General features: G+C 54.3%; 21 protein-coding genes and 1 pseudogene. 10 read left to right on the forward strand and 12 right to left on the reverse strand.

Annotated features, from left to right (window positions below):
• Nucleotides 1-96 precede the first annotated feature (96 nt).
• Both ACRZ9X_RS05640 and ACRZ9X_RS05645 read left to right on the forward strand, forming a co-directional pair.
• Nucleotides 97-1,749: a hypothetical protein gene (locus ACRZ9X_RS05640; protein ID WP_480516679.1), complete on the forward strand. Its 1,653-nt coding sequence runs from the start codon at nucleotides 97-99 to the stop codon at nucleotides 1,747-1,749.
• Between the two features lie 265 nt (nucleotides 1,750-2,014).
• Nucleotides 2,015-3,571, forward strand: coding sequence for a flavin monoamine oxidase family protein (locus ACRZ9X_RS05645; RefSeq protein WP_480516681.1), 1,557 nt, complete (start codon nucleotides 2,015-2,017; stop codon nucleotides 3,569-3,571).
• Between the two features lie 267 nt (nucleotides 3,572-3,838).
• Here the strand turns inward: ACRZ9X_RS05645 and ACRZ9X_RS05650 are convergent, their stop codons facing one another.
• Together ACRZ9X_RS05650 and ACRZ9X_RS05655 are read right to left on the reverse strand one after the other, a co-directional pair.
• Nucleotides 3,839-4,294 (reverse strand): hypothetical protein, encoded by a 456-nt coding sequence (locus tag ACRZ9X_RS05650; RefSeq protein WP_480516683.1) that lies wholly within the window; start codon nucleotides 4,292-4,294, stop codon nucleotides 3,839-3,841.
• A gap of 95 nt (nucleotides 4,295-4,389) precedes the next feature.
• Entirely contained in the window at nucleotides 4,390-5,472 is a 1,083-nt protein-coding gene (locus ACRZ9X_RS05655) for a class I SAM-dependent methyltransferase (RefSeq protein WP_480516685.1), read from the reverse strand.
• A gap of 54 nt (nucleotides 5,473-5,526) precedes the next feature.
• Between ACRZ9X_RS05655 and ACRZ9X_RS05660 the strand changes: the two genes are divergently transcribed.
• Nucleotides 5,527-7,368 (forward strand): ankyrin repeat domain-containing protein, encoded by a 1,842-nt coding sequence (locus ACRZ9X_RS05660; protein ID WP_480516687.1) that lies wholly within the window; start codon nucleotides 5,527-5,529, stop codon nucleotides 7,366-7,368.
• 48 nt (nucleotides 7,369-7,416) lie between these two features.
• On the opposite strand, the gene ACRZ9X_RS05665 is transcribed toward ACRZ9X_RS05660, so the two are convergent.
• The 9 genes from ACRZ9X_RS05665 to ACRZ9X_RS05705 all read right to left on the reverse strand — a co-directional run bounded on the left by ACRZ9X_RS05665 (nucleotide 7,417) and on the right by ACRZ9X_RS05705 (nucleotide 14,466).
• Entirely contained in the window at nucleotides 7,417-7,872 is a 456-nt protein-coding gene (locus ACRZ9X_RS05665) for a GNAT family N-acetyltransferase (protein ID WP_480516689.1), read from the reverse strand.
• A 269-nt stretch (nucleotides 7,873-8,141) separates the two neighbouring features.
• Nucleotides 8,142-8,801: a DUF2461 domain-containing protein gene (locus tag ACRZ9X_RS05670; RefSeq protein ID WP_480516691.1), complete on the reverse strand. Its 660-nt coding sequence runs from the start codon at nucleotides 8,799-8,801 to the stop codon at nucleotides 8,142-8,144.
• A gap of 12 nt (nucleotides 8,802-8,813) precedes the next feature.
• A complete protein-coding gene (locus ACRZ9X_RS05675) occupies nucleotides 8,814-9,158 on the reverse strand; it encodes a TfoX/Sxy family protein (protein WP_480516693.1) in 345 nt (114 codons plus the stop codon).
• Nucleotides 9,158-9,556: an MAPEG family protein gene (locus ACRZ9X_RS05680; protein WP_480516695.1), complete on the reverse strand. Its 399-nt coding sequence runs from the start codon at nucleotides 9,554-9,556 to the stop codon at nucleotides 9,158-9,160. Before ACRZ9X_RS05680 ends, ACRZ9X_RS05675 begins: the two co-directional genes overlap by 1 nt.
• Before the next feature lie 21 nt (nucleotides 9,557-9,577).
• Nucleotides 9,578-9,964 carry a VOC family protein gene (locus tag ACRZ9X_RS05685; RefSeq protein WP_480516697.1) on the reverse strand — a complete coding sequence of 129 codons (387 nt, stop codon included), beginning with the start codon at nucleotides 9,962-9,964 and terminating at the stop codon, nucleotides 9,578-9,580.
• Nucleotides 9,965-10,032: 68 nt separating this feature from the next.
• Nucleotides 10,033-11,268, reverse strand: coding sequence for an RNA polymerase sigma factor (locus ACRZ9X_RS05690; RefSeq protein WP_480516699.1), 1,236 nt, complete (start codon nucleotides 11,266-11,268; stop codon nucleotides 10,033-10,035).
• A 3-nt stretch (nucleotides 11,269-11,271) separates the two neighbouring features.
• Nucleotides 11,272-11,643, reverse strand: coding sequence for a YciI family protein (locus tag ACRZ9X_RS05695; RefSeq protein WP_480516701.1), 372 nt, complete (start codon nucleotides 11,641-11,643; stop codon nucleotides 11,272-11,274).
• Between the two features lie 121 nt (nucleotides 11,644-11,764).
• Entirely contained in the window at nucleotides 11,765-11,926 is a 162-nt protein-coding gene (locus tag ACRZ9X_RS05700; RefSeq protein WP_480516703.1) for a VOC family protein, read from the reverse strand.
• 563 nt (nucleotides 11,927-12,489) lie between these two features.
• Nucleotides 12,490-14,466 (reverse strand): trypsin-like peptidase domain-containing protein, encoded by a 1,977-nt coding sequence (locus ACRZ9X_RS05705; protein ID WP_480516705.1) that lies wholly within the window; start codon nucleotides 14,464-14,466, stop codon nucleotides 12,490-12,492.
• Nucleotides 14,467-14,537: 71 nt separating this feature from the next.
• On the opposite strand from ACRZ9X_RS05705, the gene ACRZ9X_RS05710 reads away from it, so the two are divergent.
• Nucleotides 14,538-14,918 carry a CU044_2847 family protein gene (locus ACRZ9X_RS05710; protein ID WP_480516707.1) on the forward strand — a complete coding sequence of 127 codons (381 nt, stop codon included), beginning with the start codon at nucleotides 14,538-14,540 and terminating at the stop codon, nucleotides 14,916-14,918.
• A 151-nt stretch (nucleotides 14,919-15,069) separates the two neighbouring features.
• Nucleotides 15,070-15,702 (forward strand): annotated as a pseudogene (locus ACRZ9X_RS05715) (tyrosine-type recombinase/integrase).
• Between the two features lie 157 nt (nucleotides 15,703-15,859).
• On the opposite strand, the gene ACRZ9X_RS05720 reads toward ACRZ9X_RS05715, so the two are convergent.
• Nucleotides 15,860-16,018, reverse strand: a complete 159-nt coding sequence (locus ACRZ9X_RS05720; protein WP_480516709.1) for a hypothetical protein — start codon at nucleotides 16,016-16,018, stop codon at nucleotides 15,860-15,862.
• Nucleotides 16,019-16,917: 899 nt separating this feature from the next.
• Here ACRZ9X_RS05720 and ACRZ9X_RS05725 point away from each other — a divergent pair.
• The 5 genes from ACRZ9X_RS05725 (at nucleotide 16,918) to ACRZ9X_RS05745 (ending at nucleotide 22,246) form a co-directional block, all read left to right on the forward strand.
• Nucleotides 16,918-17,250, forward strand: a complete 333-nt coding sequence (locus ACRZ9X_RS05725; RefSeq protein ID WP_480516711.1) for a YegP family protein — start codon at nucleotides 16,918-16,920, stop codon at nucleotides 17,248-17,250.
• Between the two features lie 236 nt (nucleotides 17,251-17,486).
• The gene (locus ACRZ9X_RS05730; protein WP_480516713.1) at nucleotides 17,487-17,945 is read left to right on the forward strand and encodes an EF-hand domain-containing protein; all 459 of its coding nucleotides are present in this window, start codon (nucleotides 17,487-17,489) and stop codon (nucleotides 17,943-17,945) included.
• A gap of 125 nt (nucleotides 17,946-18,070) precedes the next feature.
• Entirely contained in the window at nucleotides 18,071-19,135 is a 1,065-nt protein-coding gene (locus ACRZ9X_RS05735) for a hypothetical protein (RefSeq protein WP_480516715.1), read from the forward strand.
• Nucleotides 19,132-20,661 carry an ABC transporter transmembrane domain-containing protein gene (locus ACRZ9X_RS05740; protein WP_480516717.1) on the forward strand — a complete coding sequence of 510 codons (1,530 nt, stop codon included), beginning with the start codon at nucleotides 19,132-19,134 and terminating at the stop codon, nucleotides 20,659-20,661. Before ACRZ9X_RS05735 ends, ACRZ9X_RS05740 begins: the two co-directional genes overlap by 4 nt.
• 1 nt (nucleotide 20,662) lies before the next feature.
• The gene (locus ACRZ9X_RS05745) at nucleotides 20,663-22,246 is read left to right on the forward strand and encodes a sensor histidine kinase (protein ID WP_480516719.1); all 1,584 of its coding nucleotides are present in this window, start codon (nucleotides 20,663-20,665) and stop codon (nucleotides 22,244-22,246) included.
• The last annotated feature ends 39 nt before the right edge of the window (nucleotides 22,247-22,285 follow it).

Consider the following 22,285-nt stretch of genomic DNA (forward strand, 5'->3'; position numbering starts at 1 on the left):
CGCATTGAGAAAGTGCCTTCGGCCATATCCGATCTGCATCCAGATAGCGTGTTAGCTAAACATGACAACATCTATTCGGCGGACTAAGTTGCTTGCATGAGACGCCGTCTTGCTGTGATCCTGATGGCCGATATGGTCGACTACACGTCTGCGATGGAATCTGACCAGGCGGGCGCTATCGGATTGATCCGCGAACTCAGGCAAAAGTGGTTGGAACCAGAAGCCACGAAGCGTAGCGGTGAAGTGCTGAAGCGTCTAGGTGATGGCTGGATATTCGCTTTTCCCTCAGTAACAGATGCAGTCGAGGCAGGTCAGTCGATCCAATCGGCATTGACCGGTCATGAGAAAATACAACTTCGGATTGCTGCTCATCTCGGAGAAATTGTTGAAGATGATGTAGATATGTACGGTGCCGGCATAAACATTACCGCGCGCCTCCAGACAGAGGCCCCGCCAGGCGGCTTTATGATTTCAGAAGACCTGCGCAGGCAGTTGGATGACCGGCTTGCAAAGGGCTTTAGCGACGCAGGTACATTTGAACTCAAAAATGTCGCGCATCCAGTAACCGGGTTTCAATGGCGACCGACCAAACTTCAGACTACACGCATTGATGCTGTGCCCGTAATTGCGGTCGAAGATGTCAAAGCAACACCTGAAACCCGCGAGACCCTTGAAGCCGGGGCTGATTTACAAGACCAACTTGTCCACAATCTGTCGCGACGTACCGGAGTAAGAGTTCTTGCAGCAGACGAGTCTGCCGAGTCTGAAGCAACCTACAGTCTTAAGTGCCGGATTCGCACCCGTGCAACGGTTGCAAGGATCACCGCCAGTCTTGTCCGCCGCAGCGACGGGCAAGTTACATGGTCGCGGGTATTCCAAGGAGACGCGCAGGATCTGTTTGAGGTAACAGACCGGGCCGCTGAACAACTCTCGGACGCGTTGCGACTTCAGATCAATGCCTTTGACGGTGAAAGACTGGCAAAATTGGCTGATGATCAATTGAGCTCCAGCGAATTGAGGACCCGTGCAGCGATGCTTGTCTATCGCACCACGATTGCAGACGATTTTCACGCTATAGACCTTTTGGAGCGCGCACTTCGCCTCGATCCGCGGAATGCATCTGGGCTTGCAATGTGGAGCGAGGCACAGTTGTGTGTGCTGGCGGCGTACTACAGGAGCGCTGATGCGGATCTACTGAAACGCATTCAGGAGTGCTCTTACACAGCTGTTCAGCTTTCGCCGCGGTCCGATTACCCTTTGTATGTTCGTGCGCTAATACGTGCACGCCTCATAGGTGACGTTGACGGGGCAAGAAAGGACGTAGAACGCCTGACGCAACTTAGTCCTGGCTATACGCTTGGAATGGAGGCACGTGGTTACCTCGAGCTCATCGTCGGAAACTGGGAAATCGCCTCAAAATATTTGGCAGAGGCGGTCAGTCGTTCCGAAGACGATCCCTATCTACCCTACCGTCTTTATCCGCTTGCCGTTGCGCGAATGATGAACGGACAGGCTGAACTGGCACTTTCAGCAATAACGGAAGCGACCGAATTACGGCCATCTTGTCAGCATTTCTGGCTTGTCAAAGCCTGGGTCCTAAGGGAAACCGGCAAAACCCACGAAGCAGTTGAAGCCGCATTCGCGGCGGATAACGCGTCCGGCAAGGTAGACGTGCTGGCACCGGACTTAAAGTTGCCCGAAGACATTCGAGAAGCGATTGGACTACCCGACAGGCCGATCGAAGCCTAGCGTTCGGAGATGCGTTCTAAGCGCAGCAAGAAGCCGAATACACCCGCTTGGCGATCAGTCAATATCAGAGAAAGCGCAGTATCAGTCCGGGCTTCAAGTTTTGCATTCTGAACTCAAGCCCATCGTCGGACATTCAATGACCGTCGCTCCGGATGACAAGCCCATTGCTAAAATGAGCAATTTTGCCACTATAAATCTGTCGCGCAGGCTACGTCCAATGTTCAATCGTACTGCATTATTTCTTTAAGCAACCTGAGAATACACGATGCCGACACGCCGAACCTTTCTAACGCAAGCTGGCGCTGCTGGTGCAATAACTCTCGCGTCGCCTGTACTTCACGCACAAACCAGAACAACCGATCTCGACGTTGCAATAGTAGGCGGCGGTGTGGCGGGATTGTTTTGTGCGATGCGATTGAGCGAGACGCCGGGACCAAAGGTAGGCGTCTTTGAAGCGACGGACCGGATCGGAGGGCGCCTCCTCTCGCTGCATTTCCCCGATTTGACAACGCAAACTGCAGAAATCGGTGGCATGCGGTTGCGGCACACCGACAAACACGCGCTTAAGGTCGTTGATGATATGGTCGGGCATGAGAAGCTGCAGGACTTTGCCTATCCGATCACCGGATATTACCTACGCGGCCAACATGTCTCAGAGTTGTCCAAGGCCACGACTCTTCCATACGCGTTGAGTGATCAGGAACGTGCGGTCATCACCAGTGGTCAAGACCTACTGACCCATACGATCAACGATCTGAACAAGAAGGTTGCCGCCGGCACGCTGTCGCTCAGTGGAACGGGACTGTGGGAGCTTTTGCTGCAAGAGCGCAGTCGCGAGACATATAGTTTCATGCGCGATGTTCTGGGTTACAATTCCCCATTATCCAATTGGGACAGCAAAACCGCAATCAGCTGGTTCGAACGCGACTTCGCGTACAAAACCAAATACCTTAAGCTGGAAGGTGGTCTTGAACAAATCCCACAGGCAATCGCAAAAAGCTACATGTCGAACGGTGGCGAGGTTCACCTAAAACACAAGTTGGTCGACCTCCGGCGGCGGCCTGATGCGGGCTTTGAGCTGATTTTCCATACAGATGCTGGCCAGGCAAAAGTGTCCACTGCTCGGGTCATCTTGGCAATTCCGCCAAATGCCTTTCCTTCCTTGATCGACACCGACGTTTTTGCAAGCGACGCCCGTTTCACAAGGGCCGTGGACAGTGTGCACAAAGTGCCCCTGGCTAAGGTGCATCTAGCGTTTGATCAGGATTGGTGGACGCCTCGGAACCTGTCCGACGGTCGTGTTATCACGGATTTGCCTGCAAGGCAGATTTATCGCTGGGGCGTAGACGACACGTCTGGCCATGCGCTTTTGATGGCAAGTTATCACGACGGCGAGATGATTGAGTATTGGGACGCGTTGTCCGAAGGGTCGACTTTTGGTGCGCCGAACTGGATCGATCAAGCGACGGGGCCCAACGAAGATCCTATCGCGCCATCAATGCGCAAACTTCTTCCAGCGTCTGAGCGACTTGTGAAAGAGGTCTGGAGTCAGGTCCGCAAATCTCACGACATTGGTGATGACTTGCCCGAACCTGTTGCTGCGACCTACCAGAACTGGGGGCGCGAGCCCTGGGGTGCTGCCTATCATCTGTGGGGTATTGGGGTGAACCCACAGGACTCCATCGCCTACATGCAAGAACCCGTTCCGGGAATACACATTTGCAACGAAGCGTGGTCGGTATCACAGGGTTGGACGAATGGCGCAATGCAATCGGCAGACAGCCTGCTTGTTGCCAAATTCGATAAGGAACCCTTTGTCTAGAACAAATCTTTTGAGCCTTTCGAGACAATCGAGCCAGGAGAAAATCAGCCAACCAACAATGCAAGCCCCAGACGCGCTGTCTTCGCGAACTTCGTCAGCCGATCATCCTTCCAAGTTGCAACTGGAACCGTGATGTTTTGGCATTTGATAGACCGGCTTGAATTGAGGACAGACTAATGACGAATCAGGAAATACAATTTGCATCTAGGCCTAATTAGCCAGTAGCTTGCTTTACTTCTGACCGCCCTCGGCACTTGAAGACTTTGGCTAACCGGTGCACCTGACATCAAACGCGGCAGCACGCTTGTTGTCTTTTTTGAAGAATTTCACCTGACCACTCGCTCCTTGGAACACTCCGGTGCCACCGACAACTGCCAATTGCGTTTCGAAATGGGGCACAGTGTCGGGACTGCTCGGGGCGGGGTAGGAGCCAGAGTAGATCAGTTGGTTGGTGTCAATTGTCAAGTAAGCGTTAACGATTAGCTGGGTTTTACCCTCACTTGCGCCGGGCGCTATCATTGTCGTGACGTTTTGCATACCAATGACCTGTCCATCTTCACTGAAAACCGTGACGTGCCCGACCGCGACGTCCCCAATTTTGTCGCCACCAGACGTGATCTTCAGGTCTTCTAAGTAGACAGTAAATTGGCCGCATTCCGGAGCGCCGTCAGCTGAAGCAGCAAGGGCGTGGGTGAGAAGAAGCATGGCGGCGAAAAAACGCATTTTGACACTCCTGTGAAGATTAAAAAGGGCTGGCGAACTATTTCGACAAGCCTTGTGAAAAAGTGAGATTGAAACAAGCCTGCATGGTTGTTCGCTCACTGTCTTCTAAGTTCAATCGTCAACAACCAGATCTCAAAGGCGTATCTGCCCCCTCCTTCTTTGATGGTTGCTTCAAAACGATCATAAAACTGATCCAGAAGAGTTTCAGTCTTCTGCTCAGAGTCACTGCGTAACAAAGATTGCCTGAACGTGGACTCGGTGAAGGAGCGAACAAAGCCCTTATAGCTTGCTGCGTATTCTTGGGGCGCATTGATCTGGTCTGCAAAGATATCCTCCAGGTTTTGCTGAGCCGGAGCTACCTCTGCTCGTTCGATCAAAAATCCATCTGCCAATTCCTTGTTGCGTTGAAAGGGTTCAAGAGCTTCCTCCCTGGACATAAACCAGATTGGCATAACGAAGTCGCGTAGCGCGTGCCCGGATACCAACCCGTCACTCACCATCGTTTCGGCAACGTTGTACATCGCGCGGTAAGTATGTCGGCCAGAACTGCAAATTCCGTTGACCTCGCCCGCATCAGCAATTGCCCCCAGCGTCGAGACCATAAGCCTGCCGCCACTTCGCAATTCACGATGTCGCAAAGTAAGGAAGCTTTCCCAGTCGTGTTGCGCTTTTCTTTTGAGCTCCTGGCGAGCTTCTCCCTGCAAATCTGCGAACCAAAGCGTGCCCTTTGAAGAGATTACCGGCTGTGTGCTGAGCCAATGGCTCGCCCCAAACGAAGTCCCGACATCAATAGACGATGCCGGTGCAGCCATTGAAAAAAAACTACCCACACTTGCAACAGGGCGAATACTGGAAGAGAGATTGGTGTAACCGTCCTGGCCAGCAGCACAATCAAACAGGGTATTCCAATCGTTTTCCGCCTGATCGACATGGTGAACAAAGATGGAGCGACCCGGATAGCGATCTACAAAGGACTTTACGGCAGGCTTGACCGACAAGATCGCGTTTGCCCCGGTGCCACAGCCATAGTCAGCAATGTGTATTTCGTCAGATGAGGCCAGAACCTTATCGGCCATCTCCCGAACATCGTCCGCGCGAGATTGAATTGAGTGCTTCTGCGGGAGGGAATTTCCTGCATAGTCGATCATTCCCTCAGTTGGGCTGCTCCTATCGTCCATTCGATCCTCCCACGTGCAGTTGGGTTGGCAGCTAGAGCCGATAGTATACATTGATTGCCAGTCAAAATCGATGAATTGACTGGCCCAAAAGCCGGTAGCAAGTCGCCAACCGAAAAGCCGCGATCGCCGCCTACTCGGCAGCCATTCGATGCGAACAGCAATTGCCCAAACTGCCCTCTGATCCGCTGCCGACTTGCGGGACATTCCCGCAAGCGCTACGTTGACCTGAGGCTGTTCCGAGGCGGCCCCCTGGTCCGCGGAAAGCTGTCATCGGCACCTCGCACAGGATTTGTGAAAACCACATCGGTTTCTCAGCCCGGATTAGCGGACCGTCGGGCAGTGGAGGGAAGACCGATGACCAAATCACTCGATCAACTGCGCCGTGATGCCAAGGCTTTAGGCAAAGCTCTGACAGAAGACGACAAAGGCGCCATCTTGCGCGTGCACGGCATTGTCGCAACCCCCGCAAACGGGGCCTACAAACACGCGCATTGTCTGCATGTCATCGCACGAGAAACTGGATACGCTTCTTGGCCGGCATTGAAACTTGCCGTTGAAACGCAAGGTATGGATCGCGCGCAGAAACAGGGTCGGCTGCGTTGGGCGCTTTACAATGGCTCAAACGAGACGATCACGCATTTGCTTGCAGATGAGCCGGACCTCGCCGACGGTCAGGTGCCTCTTCTTGTCGCTCTCTATGACGTGGCCGCAATGCGAAAAATCCTCGCGCAGGATGCCGGTGCCGCGACGCGCGAATACCCTCCGCGGCGACCAATCTGCCATCTGGCGTTTTCGAATTACATCAAGACAGCGCCTGAAAAAGAACCCGAGATGCTCGCCGTGGCGGAATTGCTTGTCGAACACGGGGCAGACGTGAATGATAGTTTTGCATTCGACCCCGAGACAGATCACCGCTTGTCCGCGCTCTACGGCGCCATCGGCCATTCGGACAACATGCCGTTGGCCAAGTGGCTGTGGGAACATGGGGCAAATCCTGACGACAATGAATCCCTCTACCATTCCACCGAACTGGGCCATACCGAAGGTCTTCGTTTGTTGCTGGAACATGGAGCAAACCCGAAGGGCACAAATGCACTGCCCAGAGCGATTGACTTCAACAGTACCGATGCAGTTCGGCTGTTGCTGGAACACGGTGCTGATCCCAATGAAAGCATCAATCCTCATCCGTCGGGTGACCCTACACTGGTGATCCCCGCCTTGCATCAGGCGGCACGGCGTTTGACTTCGGGCGAAATCGTTCAGCTTTTGTTGGAGCATGGCGCGAACCCAAATGCCGTGAGCCGCGGCCGCTCTCCTTATGCTTTTGCACGCATCTTCGGAAGCCGGGATGTGGCGTCGGTACTGGAGCGCACAGGTGCATCCACGCAGTTGAGGTTGATTGAAGAGCAACTGGCTCGGGCAGCGGACGGTACGTCAAAGGAGGACGACCAGATCGACATGAATACCCTGTCGCAAGAGATGAGGTTTCTTCTTTGCCGCCTCGTCTGGCGCGAAGGAACCCTGCCTCATATGCAGCGCCTGGTCGAAATTGGCTTTGACCCAAATCTGCCGGACGAGATGGGAATGCCGCCCATGCACCTTGCTGGTTGGGAAGGCATGCCCGAAGTCATGTCGTATTTTCTGGACCAGAAACCGGACCTAGACCAAACAAATGCGTACGGAGGCACACTGCTGTCAACTATCATCCACGGGTCCGAAAACTGTCCGCAAAGAGCACATCGCCATCACATCAAGTGTGCGCACTTGGTACTGGAGAGAGGTTTACCACTTCCTCGAAAAGCCGCGCAATTTGCAACAGATCCTGAAATGTCCGACTTTCTTGCTGATTGGGCGGTGTCGCATCCGCTGCAAGTAACAGAACATGGGGTCGTTTAAGGGAAAAGGCGCTTGCGCCAGACGAACAGGCTGGCGCAGCCAGATTATCTAAAGGTTGGCCTTCATCGGCAAGATCGGCCCCCAAGACGTCTGCCGCGCAGGACCAAAGGCAAAGAATCCCGCCTTCTTATAAGCCGCGATCGCGCGTGCATTTTCAGGGTGCGGATCTGTTGCGACGACCGGGACACCTGCGGCGAACAATCCTTTCAGATGCTCTGAAATGAAGGCCGGGCCGTGCCCTCGCCCGATCATATCTGGTTCGCCAATGAACTGGTCGATACCTCGAGATCTCGGTGGAAGGGAGAAGAAATGATGATCCTCCCAACCGTGAACTGTGTAGTCCTGGATATATGCAAATGGGCGTACCTCAAGCGAAACGATCCATCGTTCGACCCGCGTGTCTTCCAGGTCTCTGTTCGTGCTTGGCTCATTGGTATCCCACCATTCGCGTACATGTGGGTACGATTGCCATGCCGAAATCATCGCAAAATCTGCTGACGTCATCTTGCGAAATGCATATCGGTTAGGACTAATCATGGTAAAGGGTAGCAAACAGTAGGTAGATGTTTAAACCCATTAGCATGTCCCTTGGGACGGCGCTCTGGGTGTAGAGGGTCAAGTGTTTGATTTAGCGCTGCACCGGCTCGAAGCTGCCGCTAAGTGACCTGAAGACTCGACACAGCAATAGCGGCCCATTCCTGTCGTTCATCCAACCGGAACCAAGTTGCGGCACCCCGTAAAAGCCGCCATCCGCTGCGTTCGCAATAGTGGGGTCACTTGATCCGGGAAAGCAGCTGAAACACCGGCATCAGCTTGGCGAACTCGGCGGTTGTTCGCTCCGTCAGATTCGACTTTAGAACAAAGGCTTGGGTCTCGGCATCCATCCAAACTGCAAAGCCCTTGCGCCGCAACGCTTCCTCACGGGGGTGGTCTTTGTCAAAACCGGACGGCACACGCTTCAACTCCGGCTCACCGATCCTGTAGCCCCGTTCTCGCATCTCTTTGGTGGTCTGGATTAACTCCGCCCCGAGGGGACCCGCCATAGCGTCGCGGAATGCGTCCAAAGATCCTTTTTCATACTGAAAAACCCCACAACCGAGGGACAGCATTTCAGGAGAGAACCCAAAGAACCACATCGGCGGTTGATCCCCCTGCCCCGTCGGCATGAACGCAAGGTGCAGATGGGCGTTGTAGGGTGTCTTGTCCTTGGAGAACCGAACATCGCGGTAAATCCGAAAGATCTTGCTGCTGTGATCCTGTCCGGTCAGTCCACCCAGGGCTAGCGCCATGTCATCGGCGAACAGCTTGCTGGGCGCTTTCAGGTGGGTTTCATAGATCGCTTTGTTCGCTGCAAACCAATCTTTCGTGTTGTTCGCTTTCAGGTCATGCAGAAAGCCAACCGCTTCAGGCGAGAAACAGTCAAACTGGGCCATGAAGTCCTCCGTTCAGTCTTTCTTGGGCAGCGCCGCGGCGTGTTCAAGGCACAGGTGCAGCCAACGCTTCAATGCAGCGCCATCGCAATCTGTTTCGTCCACTCGAACAAAACCACCCAGCTTGCGGTCTCCGTGGATCACGGCATGGGCCGTGGGGTTTTTCAGGGCGACGCTCTCGTTCGCCTTGCCAACCCGGAACATGAACCGCCCTACCCCGTCCGGGTGCCGCCGTGCACCGCAAAGCATGTTGCCGTTCAAAAAGAAGCACAACCCGCCCATCATCCGCTTTTCGGAAATGCCCACATGAGCGGCCAAAGCCTCTCGAATGCGGGCGTTCAGTGTTTCATCCACGGGCATCAGTTGGTTACCCAAAGCTGCCAGAGGATCGCCAACGCAAGGACCAGCATGGTCAATGTTGTGAGCGCCGCCCCAACCGCGCGCCCTCTGCCATTCACCGAAGCACTCAGGCTGAAATAGTGAATGGCACGCGCGAGCAACAGCACACCACCACAGGCAGCGACGAGCCAAGGTGCAGTTCCCGCAATCTCTGCCCCTGCAAGGGCCAGCAGGGCGAGCGGGACATATTCGATGAAGTTCCCATGCGCTCGCATCAGTCGCAGCAGGCTTTCATCCTCACCGTGAAGCAAAGGAATTCCAGTCTTGGTGCGACGCACACCAACGGCAATCGCCATCGGAATGCTCATCAAAACAAACATTGCCGTGACGGCCAGCGCGATTTGCGGAAACTGTTCCATCTGATCCCTCCTTTGCCGCGCTCAAGATGCCATGCTTTCATAGGTGATCAGCGCGAACCGCGCCCCTTGCGGGTCAGTCAGAGTGGCCATACGACCGACCCCCGGCATATCCATCGCAGGCTGAACAATCGCGGCGCCTTTGGCCTCAGCCTTGGCGACACTGGCGTCCACGTCGGCCACGGTAAAGAAGATCGTCCAGCTACCGTGATCCTCTGGCATGGGGGAAAAGCCACCAATTGCGGTTTCGCCTACGACAGCAGCAGAATAACTCGACCCGTCCTGCATGGGCATGTCATTGATCGTCCAGCCCAGCACCTCTTGATAGAAGGCTTTGGCTTTGCCCTGATCCGGGCCGGAATGTCCGATCCAGCCGGAGTTTCCGACAGTGGTCATCTCAAGAATACTCATGTGCGTCTCCCTTGGTTACACCCGCCACATACGGGTCTGATCCAAGGACGCACGACGCGCCGCGATCCCTACAAGCTACGCAAAATTTTTTGACTGATTGCAATTTTTTCAGTGATCGCAACACATTCGGGCGCGGTTGGACCAAGGGTCATCACCGTTTCAAAGGCCGCAATCGCAGCTTGGTGGTCACCCGCTTCCTGCAAAAGCCCTCCGCGCATGGCATGAAACCAGCGATACGCCGATAAATCCCGTGCCAGCGGCTCCATCGCTTTCAACGCGTAATGCGGGCCATGGAGCTTGGCCTGCGCTGCTATCTGATTAAGTCGGACAACAGGCGTTGGCTGCAATGCGTAGAGGGCAGCGTAGTGACTCTCAATCGACGCCCAGTCCGTTTGATCAACCAAGGTCGCCTGGGCATGTGTCGCTGCGATTGCAGCCTGAATGATATAGACACCATGATGACCAGTCCGCTGGGCCTTTTGCAAAAGACCCGTCGCCTCGGCGATGTCCGCGCGATCCCATAGACTACGATCCTGATCGTCCAGCGTAACAAGCTTTCCGTCCCCGTCAATGCGTGCACGCCGTCGGGCGTGTTGAAACAACAAAAGCGCCAGCAGGGCAGCCTGTTCCCCCATTGCCGGAAACAAGGCTGCAAGCAGACGGGCCAAGCGGATCGCCTCTTCGCACAAGGTCTGCCTGATTTGCTTTGGACCACCCGAGGTCGACCACCCTTCGTTGAACATCAAGTAAATCATCAGTGAGACTTCGCCCAAGCGCGCACCCCGCTCGACCGGGCTGGGTGTTTCGAAAGCAACCGGGTTACTGGCAATCTTCTTTTTCGCACGGGTGATCCGCTGTTCCATAGTCTTGGGCTTGATCAGAAATCCGCTCGCGATCTCGTCCACGTTCAACCCAAGGACCACGCGCAGCGCAATGGCAATCTGATCCCGACGGTCAAGTTCCGGATGGCAACAGATGAACAGCAGTCTCAATACGTCATCGCGCATCTCGTCCGGGTCCGGTGTTTCGGCGGGCATCGGCTGAAACTCCTTACTGTGGCGCGACAGGATTGCCGCACGACGCTGTGATTTGCGCACATGATCCAGGCCCGAGTTACGTGCCGTCGCCAACAACCACGCCAACGGGTCACGAGGTGCTCCGTCTTTGGGCCAAGCCGTCAGAGCCTTCAGGCAGGCATCGGCAAACGCCTCTTCCGCCATGTCGATATCCCGGAAGAATCGGGTCAGTGCCGCAAGCGCGCGTGGTCGGTGCAGAGTGAATGTAGCCTCAAGCCAGTCCGACATGATCTATTCCGACGAGATCACACCACCCGCCCAGGCCACTGGCCGCACCTCAAGCCTTGCAACGGGGGATGAGATCATCTTTGCGAATTCCAATGCCTCATCAAGATCCTTGAACTCCGCGGCATAGAACCCAAGGAAGTTCTCCTTTGTTTCGGCGAATGGACCGTCAGTGATCAGTGTCATTGCGTCTTCGGTCGAAGCGGGCTCGACCATCACGGCAGAGGTCGGCGGCATCAGCTTCATCGACACGAACTCCCCGCGCTCTGATAACGCCGATTGCAGTGCGCCGTGGCCTGACATCACCTCGTCCTGGCGATCTTTGGGCAGCGCTTCGAACACGCCCGGCTCCCCATAAATCGTGATTGCGTATATCATTTTCGCCTCCATGCATCATTCACATGGTGCAAGGACGCGCGAGGATATGCAAATCCGACAACCGGTAAACAACGCAAGGTCGCAAGATAGCCGCTTGGAACCCCGAGACGCTGATCGAATGCTAGGCGGGTTCCCAAAGCTCAATTGGGTTTCCTTCTGGATCATTGAGCCACGCGAACTTGCCATTTGGATAAGGCGAATCTGGATCGCGACGGACTTCAACATTCTTAGATTCGAGTTGTGCGATCATTTTCTCAATGTCGCGAACACGAAAATTCAGCATAAATGCCTTTTCTTGGTTCCCGAAATACTCTGTCACTTTTTCGAACGGGGCAAATACAGTCTCGCCTGCTTCCTACGTCCAACACGGTGTTTCATAGTCGTTTGGTACAAGGTCAATGCCCAAATTGTCACGATACCATGCCGCTAAAGTAGCAGGCTCGTCTGCCCTGAAGAAAAACCCGCCAAAGCCCAGTACTTTTTCCATCTTCGACATCAAACCCGGACACGCTATCGGAAAAGACTACACCAATATGTGGAAATTGATAAGCGCGGCCCTTTGCTGCCGATCGTACTACGAACTCGCTGCTGCAGTGCGGCCCGTCAAACCGGCCATTCGCTGCAATCGCAAAATCAAAGGTTGGCTGAACTCACACAACGCGGGACGAAGCAGGCATTCGCAGAGGTTAATCGAAGGTCCGGTTCCTTCTACAAGCAAGACGTTTCGGGAAGCTAAAAAACTGATCTCATCAACGATCTGTTCCAAGCTTTCGATCTCGACGGTTTCTGACCAGCGCACCATCTTCACGTAAGGTTGCAACATTTTTTTCCGTTTGAGGCACGTTTTCAATCTCGTTCTTCCATGGCCTCAAAGTCGAACTCATAATTCCTACTTTCAATATCTTTCGATGCAATTCGTACCAGTCGGATGCCAACGTTCTGTCGGTTGTCTTCCCCACCACGCTTGCGCTTGCGCTTGAACTTTCGAAAAAACTGGCAAGACATAGGGGCATTCTGAAAACACCCCCCTGCCAAACGAAAACCTTCAGGAAACTGACCATCCCTTCTAACTCTGACAACTTCGTGAACATTGCCACACGCATCCTGTACACCATCTTTTGTCGCACCAGTTGGGCATCTTCCGACTACCTTCAATGATCGTTGACCAATATCGTAGTTTAGATTTGCTCGCTCTGGGGTTGGCGGCTCGTGTCCCCAGGGATAGGGTTGATCCTCGCAACTAGACAATGCCAGCCACTCGGACACAGTTGGAACATCCCAGAAATAATTACCGGAAGATTGGTTTAGAGTTTCAACAAAAGAATCAATGCTAGCGGACAATAAGTTCCAGTGTTCTTCACCGCTCTCTGATAATACAGAAAGGGTATAAGGGTGCATTGGCTTTCTTTCCGCTTCGTATTTCCCTCGACTTGTGATGCTATACCATTCAAAGTTTGTGATCGGTGTAATGCTTGAAAATAATTCATATCTAATTAGCCTTGACTGATTTACTTTAACAACTCCTGGATAAAATATTTCATTTTCTTCACTGATAGAACGGATTCTCAGAGAGGTTTTTGCAATAAGATTTTTTATAGAGATGGAAAGGTTTTTGTCGGACTTCTCTGATAGATCCGCATCTAAATCCAGAAGTGCGTCAAGAATGAAGTCTAAATCCTGTGAGTTTCCCTTATTGATATTCAATATCCACTCAACAAACGGATAAAAAGATTTCCTAGTATTTCTATTTGATTTCTCAAACGAATTTAGAATCTCAAAATAAATTCGCCGTCGTGCATCGGTAGATATTTGCGATGATCTCATAGTTTTGAACAACTCTCGCAAAATTTTAGAAGAAACTCGTTCCTTTTCATCTTCAGAAGAAACTCGACGAGCCCAGTCAACGACGATGGCCTTCAGATAATTTGCGTTGTGATCCGCACACAACGCATACGCTAGTGAAATGCTAATAAGTTTCTCATCCCTTTCTTCGCGCGTTCTGGATACGTCAAAGTGTGTATGTATATTGCTCGGAAGCTCAATTTCATCGAGGATTCTGAGAATGTCGAGAACACCACTAATCGGCAAGCTAGATAGAGTGGTTTTAGGCTGCTCCAGGAGCATTTTGGACGCCGGGTGACGAAGAAGCCAATCTCCAAGACTGAAGAGATCAATATGAATAGGCTTGACGTTACTCTTACCAATTTTCAGGCTGGGTTGGTCATCTGGCTCGTCGACTTCATCCAGCGCAAATCGCAGAGACAAGGCGTTAACGATGAGTGCTTCCTTGGACTCTTTATCGATAGCACTAACAATCCCCTCTACGACTTCCCCATTCTCTGTGAACACGGCTGAACCGCTGGTTCCTTTCTGAACCCATTGAGAAAAATCATTGCCTGCAACTATCCAGCGATGACCGGTGTCACTAAGCCCGCCTAAGCTACCAGAAACTAATTTCACCTCATCGACTCGACTAAGATAAGTGTGGATGCAGATTGAGGTGCCATCAGGTTTTGCGTCTCTGGCGAGGCTGAGACCGGACTTTTTTATTTCGTTGGGCAGGTCTTCAACGACCTTCAGTATCGCAATATCTGAGACGCCATCTTGACGCGACTTTGCAACTGGAAAATATCCCCCTTGGGCAATTTTCACAGGGTAGACGGGACGGTCGACTACGTTTCTAAACTGGACCGATCCCACACCATTGCACTCATCCCAAACGTGTGCGCAGGTTATTATCTGTCCGTCTAATGCTAGAAACCCATTGCCTACGGCGCGCCCCTCACTATCCTGCACCGTTACTAGTGCCGTTCGTATTGACATTTGTGTGCTTTCCCAAAAACCCTATTCAAGCGGTTGCGGTAACCAAAATCAACATCAGGGATAATAGCACTATGGCAAAGCAGACTCTGAAGCTTTTGACTGCGCACGGCGGTGCGATCTTCATGGAAGTGGAGCGTGAGGAAAACGAGAAATCGATTGGTTCTGACCTAGAAGGCGTCTCTGCCGCATCTGATTTTCTAGAAGAAGGGTTTGAGAAGGTTAGCAAATCAATTGCTGGGGTTGCGGAGAGCTTGCAGTCGGAGATTGATCGAATCGGTGTTCGCGGTCCGGATAAGGTCGAAGTTGAACTATCTGGAACATTAAAGGGTAAGGCGAACTTCTGGATTGTTGAAGGCGAAAGTTCAGGCGCGCTGAAACTGAAACTCACTTGGGATAAGTTGACAGAAAGAAGCTCGAGCTTGCCCACCACAACAGAGTCTACAAAAGCATAAATCGCGCTTTGCGGACCTTCGTGCGACCTGCAGCACCTTTAAGTTTGGGCTCGAAGCAGACCTCGGAGGCAGCGCAGCAATCCTATGATATAGTGCGTTGTCAACGTCGGGTTGTCGTTATGGGAGGGCATGGCGGATCGGAGGATCAGTCATGGAAACACCAAACCTTCCTGCCATTCGCGCGCTTCGCCCAGCTTGGAACAAGGGACGCATCGTCGGTCAAAAACGCCCGCTAAAACCCAAACACGTCTGGGCAATTCGAGTAAGATTGGAGCTCGCAGAGAACCATCGCGACCTCGCTCTCTTCAATATGGCCATCGACAGCAAGTTGCGCGGCTGTGACTTGGTGAAGATGAAAGTCGTTGACATCATGGCCTCTGGTCAGATCAAGGAGCGGGCTTCGGTGCTGCAAAGTAAAACTCAGAAACCGGTCCGCTTCGAAATTTCTGAAGGTACTCGGACCTCCGTCGAGAAGTGGATGGAAGATGAACTCATGGTTGGGTCTGAATAGCTTTGGCCAGGGCGTTTCCATGAGCGTTTGCACAATTCAACGCGCCAGTATGCCCGGATCGTGCGTGATTGGGTCACGTCTATAGGTTTGGAAGCCAGCGCATATGGCACACATTCTATGCGGCGCACAAAGGTTACTCAGATTTACAAAAAGACGGGCAATCTGCGCGCGGTGCAACTCTTACTTGGGCATACAAAAATGGACAGTACCGTTCGTTATCTCGGTGTTGAGCTTGAGGATGCACTTGCCATAGCGGAGGCCATCGAAATCTGAATACTACGGGCCGCTTTCGTTGGCGGCCCATTGCGGCCGTTCGCCCGTGTCTCAGTCCGTTGCGGCGCGGCCCCTCAAACCGGCCATTCGCCGCGCCCGCAAAATCAGATGATGGAAGAAATCACAGCGCGGAAAAAGCTCCCGTTCAAATTTATTTTCAGCTGCTTTCTAGGCCCCAAAACACAAACGCCTGAACGATCAAAGATTCTTTCATCCGATAGGTTGCTGCCATTTTAATCTTGGCTATCTGCCCGGCTTCGAGAGGACCAGTAACGAAATTTGGGATGTCTTGCGTTGCCTCAGCGGTATAATCCAACTCCGTCGCCGTGACACGGGGTTTGACCCATATCTCGGTAGGGGAAAGTGTCAGCTTTGCAAACTCTCCAGCACCTTGAAAGTAATTTTTTTACTCATCGCGTCCACGAAACTGCTTTCGGGGGTTAGCAAATGACGCGTTCGTATCGTAAAAGGTGTCCACCAATTCGACAAATCGCGCTTGGTTATGAATGTCGTAGTATCTGTGCCAAAAAGATTCATCGACTGCCATCATTGTCTCATTCCGTTTCCAATCACTATGAGAAACTATGTCATTCAGAGTGTGGGACGTCGAGAACGTCCCGCAGTTCGTCAATAAAGCCCTGTGAAACATGGACTCCCTGCTGCCATCGGAGCAACCGCGGCATTTTGAAGAGCAGACCAGCTTGCACGGATTAGGGCGGCCCAGAGCTGACTTATTATACGGCGTTTGAAAGCTGCGGCCGCATCCCACTTGCCCGCAGCTATCAGTTGCCACGACCTCAGTTTATTGCCGCATTTGGCGATGCATATGAGACCTTCGTAGCGTTTTGGGGCTTTATGTTTTTTGAGGAGGTCCCAAGCGACTTCACGATCTGTGGCATAGTTCTGATTTTGGGGTAGGACTGCTTGTTTTGAATTAGGACAATTGAAGTGCGCGTTCCGTCTGAGAATAATTTCATACTATATGTGAACGCGGGTGATCTTACAGTGTGTCATTGTATTCCATCAACAACAGGCGGAAATCCTTGAATGCGTAGATGACCCGGGTCAGCGCGGAACCAACAGGTCCTTTGTTTGTCAGACTCTGTGGTCGCCCCTTAAGCTGGAGTTCCACAACACAAATTTCTTCTTGTGACTGTCTGGCAAAAAACGCAACGTCGTGGCGCGTTTGGGTTCTACATCAATGAGGTGGCTTACATGGCAGGAAAATTTGAAATTTACGAAGACAAAGCCGGAGAATACCGTTTCCGGCTAAAGGCGGGAAATGGAGAGATCATTCTGGCCAGTGAAGGGTATGTCCAAAAGGCCAGCGCCGAAAACGGCGTCGCATCGGTAAAAACAAACGCTCCGAACGACGATAGGTATGAGCGAAAGGAAACCAAATCCGGTGGCCATATGTTCAACCTGAAAGCCAGCAATGGCCAGGTTATCGGAACCAGCGAAAGCTATACAAGTGCATCCGGACGCGACAACGGCATCGAATCCGTCAAGCGCAACGCCCCTGATGCGCGGATCGAAGACCTGACCTGACTTAGACTCGTCCTTGATCGAGCTAACGACCGAGGCAAGCCAAGTTTCACGGTGGCGCGAAGTTGCGCCGCCGATGCCTTATTAACAGGTTTTCCAACCGACATTGCATCAATGCGTTTTCTGAAATTCCCCTCGCACGTTCATTTTCTGTTCATTTTCTGAATATGCGCGCTTCATTTGCACGCGCCATATTATCCAACTGGAGTTAAGAAAACACTGGTTCCCGCGAAGGGCCGATGGGCAAAGGAACATTTGTGTCGGGGAATGGATGTAGGACCAAGCGCTGGCCGGGGGCAATCTGTCACGCCGTCTGCGTTATATTTCTGACTTGTATTCTATGCGTCGGGTTGGGGCACGTCGGCACGGCCGAGGCGCAAACTGCAAGCTTTCGCTCGGTGGATACGAACGCGGATGGTGTTCTGAGTTTTGATGAGCTTGTGGCTGCCTTTGGGACGGCGGGGGCAAGAAAACTGCTTCAGGATATAGATCGCAACGCAGACAATCGCATCACGATTATGGAACTGCGTGGTGGACGGGACAACGGGAAGGACAGACAAGACAACCGAGGCACGCGTGAGACCGACGCGGGTAATCGGGGCGAGCGGGAAAACGAAGACGGCGACGACGGTGAGCGCGATAGAGATGACGGTGATGACCGCGATGACGGCGGCGATGATGACAAGGATGACGATTGATCTAGACCCGTCGCGTTCATCTGTCATTCATCTGATCACATGCCGTAGTTTCATCCGGTTTTGCGATTTTTCTCACATGGCGCTGGCAAAACGAAAGCATCGAACAGCCAGTCACGGAGTTAAGCATGACACAGTTTCCCCAAACCACTCCTTTTGCCTGCGACATTGCAAAATGGGCCTTTACTACCCGCAGAGTCGATCGATCCGACGTGCGCGGACTTTCCACGCGGATGGACGCCGCAAAGGCGGGTGATCTGATCCTGTGCGAGATTGCTGAGATCGGGCACCACAAGAAAATTCAATTGGCCGAGCGCCGCGCTTCAGCCAGTTATCCGGGCGATTTCGTCGTCCTTTGCCTGGGGGATCGCTATGCGCCGGATCAGTTTCTGGCCAGTGCAATCATTGATGACGATCTGATTGATTTGGTCGCAGGCGGCGGTGTCGCCGGGCGGGTGGACGCGGCCCATGTCCGTATGGAAGACCCCACTCGGTTGAAACCTCTCGGTTTGCTGACGACTGCGGAGGGGCGGGTGATCAACGTGGCAGATTATGCTCTGCCCAGCCTGCCATCCAATGATCAGGTCACTGTCATCGGTGTTTTTGGCGCATCCATGAACTCTGGCAAAACAACCGCCGCGTCGAGCCTTGGGCACGGCCTGATGCGGTCGGGCTTTGCCGTGGCTGGGATCAAGGCCACCGGCACCGGCGCCTTTGGCGACTTCAATAGTTTTGAGGACGGTGGCGCTCCGGCCCTTGATTTTACGGATGTCGGGATGGCCACTACTTACCGAATGCCGCTGGCGCAGATCGAAGCGGGCTTTGAAACGCTGGTTGCCACTGCCGCCACGCGCGGGGTCGAGGTCGTGGTGGTTGAGATTGCCGATGGTGTGTTCCAGCAGGAAACCCGGGCCATCCTGCAATCGTCGCGCATTCGCGACCGTCTGGATGGTATCCTGTTCGCAGCCCCGGATGCGCTGAGCGCGTTTGGCGGTGTGACCGTTTTGGATCAGGCGGGTCTCAGCCCCTTTGCGATTTCGGGGATGGTCAGTTGCTCGCCTCTGGCCGCTGCCGAAGCCACCGAGGTCACGGGCCGCCCGATCCTGTCGCGCGAAGACCTGTGGTCGCCCGAGGTCATCACCCAACATGTCGTGCCGCTGATGCGACGCACACCTGAAGATGTGGCCGCATGAAACTCCTCCCCGGATTGGCCACAAGGGACCGCATCATTGATGCGGTCCTGGTGGTGTCCAGCAGCATCCTGCAGGCGGGCGCATTGGCCGTTGCCGCCTTTGCCACTCGGGATGCGTTCGCAGCGCTGCACGCGGGCAATGTCCTGGCCGTGGAAACCGTCGCGCAACTGGCACTGGCAGGAGTTGTCGCGGCGCTGTGTCTGCTGATATCGCAATACCGCGCCGAGGCGTTGGGCCAGAGCTACGCGATCTCGCTGCGTCAGGTTCTGTATCGAAAGATCGCGCGCCTTCCGAAATCCCGCCACGAAGAACGTCGGCTGGGGGCTTTGTCCTTGCGTTTCGTGGGGGATCTTTCGGCGGCTCGCCTCTGGTTTGGCCGGGGCCTGCCTGATGTGTGGTCCGCTGCCGTGGTGATTCCGGGCGCGGGCGCCATTCTGTATGCGCTGAATCCGACGCTTGCGATCAGCGGCGTATCTGCGCTGGGATTTTCTGTTGCGCTGATGGCGGCCCTAGCGTGGCACCTGCGGCGTCGGCATCGGAACCTGCGCAGCCGTCGGGCAAATATCGCGATTTCCATGATCGAGCGGATCGCGATTGCACCGGAACTGGACCTGATGGGCCGCACTGACCAAGAGCTGCGCAGGTTGAACGCTCAGGGTACATCCCTGCGCGACGGTGCGCTGGCGCGCAGGGGCCGAACCGCCAGTCTTCAGGCAACGCTGCAATTGGGGGTGGCCCTTGCCGGTCTTCTAATGCTCTGGCAAGCCAGCCAAACCGGCATAGCGCCAGCCACGGTTGCTGCCTGTCTTTCGGTCATTGCACTGGTCGCCCATCCGCTGCAGAGGCTCGCCGGGGCATGGGACCAGTATTGCGCGTGGCGTGTGGCGCGCGAGAAGGCCGAGAGGCTGCTGTCGGAACCCGAGGTGCTGCGGAAAGCGACGCCCTGCACCGGCCCCATTGCAGTCGAAGTCACCGGAGAAGTTGATCAGACGCCCATCGCGTTCATGGCGGGACATAGCGCTGTCTCGACTCTGACAGGTAAACACGCGATGACCATCGCGCGGTGTATCGCGGGGCTCGACCGGCGCGCGGACATCAACGTGCGCTTCAGCAGGCAGGACAAGACCCCGAAAGTGGCCTTTGTCGGTGATGAACATATCGGCCTTCAGGGCAGTTTGCGCCGTTCCGCAAGCTTGATGTGCAGGAGACGGCCTGGCGACAGGAAGATATCGGAGATCATGCGGCACTTTGGCTTGTCTGATCTGCTGTCTGCGCCGCGCGGTCTTGATCAGCGCCTGGCAGAAAACGGCAACGGCCTGCTACCGCATCAAACATTGCCGCTGGACCTGGCACGCGCTGTTCTTGGCAGGGCGGATGTCATTGTCATCGCCTCGGTGCGGTGGGAATTGTGCAAATCCCATCAGGCTGACTTGCTTGCGACGCTGCAGGCTCTGTCCAGCGCTACGATCATATTGGTCGAAGAAACCATCCCTCTTAATCTGGAAGAGAACTCAAAGGCCGTCTGACATGCGCTCATCTACCCTGTTTGGTATCTATGCTATGGTTCTTGTCGGTTTTCTTGGCGGGCTGGCGGGCCTGACCTTATACAGCCTCGAAAAAACCCGGTGGTGGGATGCGCGGATACAGTTGGCGCAGGAATCCTATGGGCTGCATCTGCGGCTGGAAGCGGACCTCTACCGCCTGTTCAAGCAGCACGGCGATGCGCTGCTGATCGGGGATCGGGACGACGGGGTGAGTGAAGTCGAACTGCGGGCAAAGATCGCCCAGACTCTGGAAGCGATCCGTAAGACCATCGCGCGTGAGATTCAGATGGTGGGCGACGAAGAGATCGAGGAACTGGAACTGCTTGATGAGATTGAGGATGATATCGAATCCGTCAACGCGGCCATCGCAAGCCTCTCAGCCGAAGGCAACCCGATTGAGACCTTTGTTCAGATAGAACGCCTGGCGGGTCTGCTTGATGGAGATATCGATGACGCGCTTGATCAAAAGATTCAGGCCGCGCTGGATGAAGAGATTGAAGAGGTCGAGGATGTTCTGGCCGAGGCAATCGCGTTTCGGCAATGGAACGAGCGGTTGGTCTATATGATTGTTCTGGCCGCGATCGCGGTCCTGCTGGTGGGGCTTGTATCGTTCAACCGGCAGATCAGAAAGCCGCTGACACGGTTGGCAGATGGCATCGGTCGCCTGCGCAGGGCCGACTATTCCGAGCCGGTCCATCTTGGTGGCAGTCTGGAGTTTCGCGAACTGGGCACCGTGCTGAACGGCATGGCCGAGGGCCTCGCCGCGCGCGAGGCCAGCCGCGCCGAACAGAAGCGGCGGCTTGAAGATACCGTTGCCGTCAGAACGGCCGAGCTGCAGCAGCTTATCGATAAGCTGGAGACCGGCGAGGAAAACCGCAAGCGGTTGATGGCGGATATAAGCCATGAGCTGCGCACCCCGCTGGCCATCATTCTGGGCGAGGCCGATGTTACCCTGCGGACGTCGAATTCCCTGCCCGACGAGGCCTCGGATTCGCTGGCGCGTATTCGGGATTCAGCAAAGCATACCAATCAGATCGTAGACGACATGCTGACCGTTGCGCGATTTGAGGCCGGCCAGTTGAGGCTGGATCGCAGGCAAACCGACCTGCGCAAGATCGTTCATGATGCTGTCGCAATGTTCCCCGACCCGGTTCGGTTCGATAGCTCCGACATCAAAGTGATGGCATCGGTCGATGAGGTGCGTCTCCGCCAATCCGTGCTGGCCCTGCTACAGAATGCGCGGCGCTATGGGGGGCCGACGATCGGGGTCAAGCTGGACGAGGGGCTTGCTTCGTGCACGATAGCCATCGAGGATGACGGGCCGGGGCTAAGCGCGGCAGAGAAATCCCAGGCCTTTGATCGGTTCTTTCGGGGCTCGAACGCGTCGGGGCAAGGTACCGAAGGCAGCGGCCTGGGGCTGCCGGTGGTAAAATCCATCGTTGAGGCGCATGGTGGAGCTGTCGATCTTCAGGATCGGCCCGAGGGCGGGTTGCGGATCTTCATAACCCTGCCAAAGGTTGCCCGGATGAAAGTTGTTCAAACCGGCACGATGCAAAAAAGGGGTTGATGCGCGGACATCAGGGCTAACCTGATTTTGTCGGCGCAG

This window comes from Ruegeria sp. AL1, assembly GCF_056540905.1.